Origin of the sequence: Flavobacterium sp. (assembly GCF_036405015.1) — a bacterium.
Taxonomy (GTDB): Bacteria; Bacteroidota; Bacteroidia; order Flavobacteriales; family Flavobacteriaceae; genus Flavobacterium.
The window spans coordinates 1-3647 of the sequence record NZ_DASWYK010000210.1 but is presented as its reverse complement, the minus strand read 5'-3'; the positions used below and the strand labels follow the sequence as shown (position 1 = coordinate 3647).

2 protein-coding genes and 1 pseudogene are annotated in these 3647 nt (G+C 30.8%); 1 reads left to right on the top strand and 2 read right to left on the bottom strand.

What is annotated here, in order from left to right; translation table 11 throughout:
- Positions 1-541 precede the first annotated feature (541 nt).
- Together VGE71_RS18055 and VGE71_RS18050 are read right to left on the bottom strand one after the other, a co-directional pair.
- The gene (locus tag VGE71_RS18055; RefSeq protein WP_331139554.1) at positions 542-2473 is read right to left on the bottom strand and encodes a metallophosphoesterase; all 1932 of its coding nucleotides are present in this window, start codon (positions 2471-2473) and stop codon (positions 542-544) included.
- Between the two features lie 116 nt (positions 2474-2589).
- Positions 2590-3240: an HAD family hydrolase gene (locus VGE71_RS18050; RefSeq protein WP_331139553.1), complete on the bottom strand. Its 651-nt coding sequence runs from the start codon at positions 3238-3240 to the stop codon at positions 2590-2592.
- Positions 3241-3423: 183 nt separating this feature from the next.
- Here VGE71_RS18050 and VGE71_RS18045 point away from each other — a divergent pair.
- Positions 3424-3647 (top strand): annotated as a pseudogene (locus VGE71_RS18045) (DUF4861 domain-containing protein); the annotation flags it as partial.

Sequence of the window (3647 nt, the reverse complement as noted above, 5' to 3'; positions counted from 1 at the left end):
AAGACCAACAAAAAATTGATTTCGTTTGTTTGTTTAACCAAATGTTCAACTGCAGGAATTACTGCTGTCAAAAAATCATCTTTTGTTACTTCTGCCAAGGCTCTAAAAGCTACAATATTATCGGTAGTGTCAATTTGATGTATCATGATTGTATTTTTATTTGAGTTGTTTTATAAAGTTTTGATTTCAAACATTTTAAAAACTAAAACGCTAACTCAAATTTAATAATAATCAATCAAATTAAATTATATTTAACTATTCTGAAATTATATTTTTTAAAGGTGCTAAGGTTTTATACAGATGTATAAAAATGATCCATGAGATCTGTGTGCTTAATGTTTTTTTGACCGCAAAGCACGCAGAGATTTTACGCCAAGTACGCTAAGGTTTTTCGGTGAGATTTATAAATAAGAAAGCTCGCAAAGCTTTTTCATTTGGCTTTGCGAACTTTGCTTTTAAATTACTCGCAAAGAATATAAAAAACTTTGCGACTCTGCGTCTTTGCGAGATTAAAAAAACTTTGTGTACTTGTCCTAAATTCTTAGCGCTCTTTGCGATTAATCTCTCCCGTTTTCAAATCTACAGAAAAATGATCCGCTGGAACTTCATGCATGAATTTATTTAAAATTATAAAGAATAATTGCATCTGTTTTTCCAAAGGCTTAATGTTTTCCTTTTTAGAATTCAAAAATAGTTCTGACAGCACTTTATAAGATAACGCTCTTTTTTCTGAAACATCTGTAAAAGCCAATTCATCTGCACTTCTAAAACGATAAAAATCAATTAAAAGATCATTCCCTGTCCAGTTAAAATCTATCTCTTTAAGTTTATTTTGAGTTAAAACCTGTTGAGATTTTAATTCTGCTTCTTTCCATTCGTTTTGAAAATGTTCTTTATTGCTTAGAATAAAATCAAAATCAAAATTACTATTTGACTGGATATTTGCCAAAACCAATAAATCTTTTGCAGAAACATTCAGAATAAAATCTTTGAATGCATTAGGCCAATCGTCTTTTAAAAAACGAAGACGAACCAATTCTTTCAAATGAAAATCGGTAAAATCATGGTAATTTTTAGTTTTTAAAATTTCAATATTCCAAATATCTTTACTATTCTGACTTTCCAAAAACTGATATTCTGTTTTATACAAATCAAACAATTCGTCATATCTAGGAACATTGTCGATTGTAATAGTCTGAATATCTATTAGATTATCTTTCTTTAAAGTCAGTAACTTATACGCTGGAATATATGCTGCAAGCGAAGGCGTCTGAACATTTACTAAAGTGTTTCCTTTTTGAGTTGTTCTCACTCCTGTATCATTAATATGCATGTGACCTCCAAAATGAATCTTCAAACCTGCATCGGCAAAAACTTGTGCTACTTCTTCAACGGGAACTCTGTTGAGCTGCCATTTGTTTGGACCAAGCAATTCTTTTATTTCTGCAGAAGCATCGTCATTAAAATCAATCATCGGAAAATGACTGAAAGCAACTAAAGTTTTGCCGTGTTTTTTGGCCTGTGCCGAAATGTCTTCCACCCATTTAATCAAATGTTTTTTGTTTGAAAGCACATTATTATAACCTGTACTCGCTTCTGAATAACTTTTGGAATCTCTCGGATCTCCATCGGTTTTCTTCGGAATATAAACATTTCCATCGATTGCCATAAGCCAAAGTCCTTCAACTGGTTCTACTACATAACTAACGTCTGGAACTACATAACCTGGCGCAACTTCATAAATACGTTTAGACAATTTAGCACTTTCTGAAGCTTTCTCAAATGAATAATTTTCACTTGAATAAGTAGAAAAAGGAGTTGCCCAAAATTTATTCTTCTGACTTGGATGAAAACCGAATTCTTTCAGATTATCAGTAATACCTAAATAACCCATTTTAGCAATATCGGCCGTTATGACAAGGGGCTGTTCGATGTTTAAATTGGGCTTATACATGCCGTCTTTGCTATAAATGGGCTGACTTTTACCTTCTTTTCCTAAAAAATCTTCTTTACCAGATTCTTGTGCAAAAGGTCCAACGGGATCGTGATTTCCGGTTGTAATAAAGAATTCAATATTATATTTTTTACTGTATTGTTCTAAAATTTTGGCTAAGCCTTTAACGTGAATGGGTTGACCATCATCGGTATAATCTCCCGGAAGTGCTACGTATTTTATTTTTCGCTTTGCGATATCTTCCAAAGCTGCTAAAAAAGCAAAATAATTTTCATTAAAAATTCTCGTAGAATGTAGCTGAGAGGCCATCGTTCTGACTAATACGTACTGACCTGTTTTTGGATTTAAAACACCTTTATAATCAGAATCCGAAAATTTGCCAAATAAGTCCTGTAAATGAACATCCGACAAGAAAGCAATTTGTGTTCCGTTTAGATCTTTAGTTTTTTGTGCAGAAATGGAACTATTTAAAACAACAAAAAATGACACTATAAAAAGTGAAGAAAATTTTAAATTCATAGGTTTTAACTTTAATAACTGGGGACTTATCAGAAGTTTTGAAACTTTTAACTGACCGCAATTTTATCAATTAAAACCTAGAATTAGTTTACCTAAGTGTTATGGAATGATAATCTTTATAAATCAAGCTTTTTACTCAATTCTTCATAACTATTGAAAAGCTCTGCTCCTTCTTGTTCCAAATCCGCATTATTGAAACCATTTGCAAATCCATAGACTTTAAATCCGCCTTTAAGACCTGCTCGTACTCCAGCAACACTATCTTCTATTACAATACAATCTTTTACTTCAAAACCCATTTCTTTGGCTGCATGTAAGAAGATTTCAGGATCTGGTTTCCAACTCTTAATTACATAAGAACTAAATATCCTACCTTCGAATTTGTCAAGTAAGCTGGCTAATCCAAGATTAAGTCTTATTTTTTCAAGAGGTCCACTAGAAGCTGTACAATATGGAATTGTAAGTTTATTTAAAAAATCAAAAATTCCATCCATTGGTTTTGCTTCTTTTTTGAAAGCTTCAAAACTTCTTTCTCTGTAATTTTCTTCAAAATCATCAGGAAGTTTTTGACCAATAGCCGCTTCAATTTGTAAAAAGCAATTCTTTAAACTTACTCCATTAAAATAATGGTATGCATCTTCAATTTCCATTTTAAAACCATGCTCTGACGCCATTTGAAGTAATACTCCATTACCTATTTTTTCTGTATCAACTAAAACTCCATCACAATCGAAAATAATACATTTAACCATTTTATTGATTTTCATTTAATTATAAAATTACACCTTTCAAAAACAAGGCGAATGTAAAGTACAAAAAATAATTCACTACTTCATTTTCAAACTTTTGTACAAAATTACGCCACTTTTGTATTTCCATTCATTTTATGATTCGTACTTTTATAAATTACTATCAAACTGAATTCTTTTAAAAAATTAAAACTATAAATTTTGAAAAAACATCTTTTACTCACTACAATTCTGGCTGGAAGTTTTGCCATGCAGTCACAGAATAAAATCGTAACAATTAGCAATAATTTAAAAGTTGACCGTGAATTTGAAACAATAGAATTAACTAAAAAAACACTTGGTTTAGCTTCAGATTCAAAACTTGAAAATTATGTTGTAAAAGATTTAAGCAATAATTCATTTTTAGAAAGTCAAACCGTTGATAA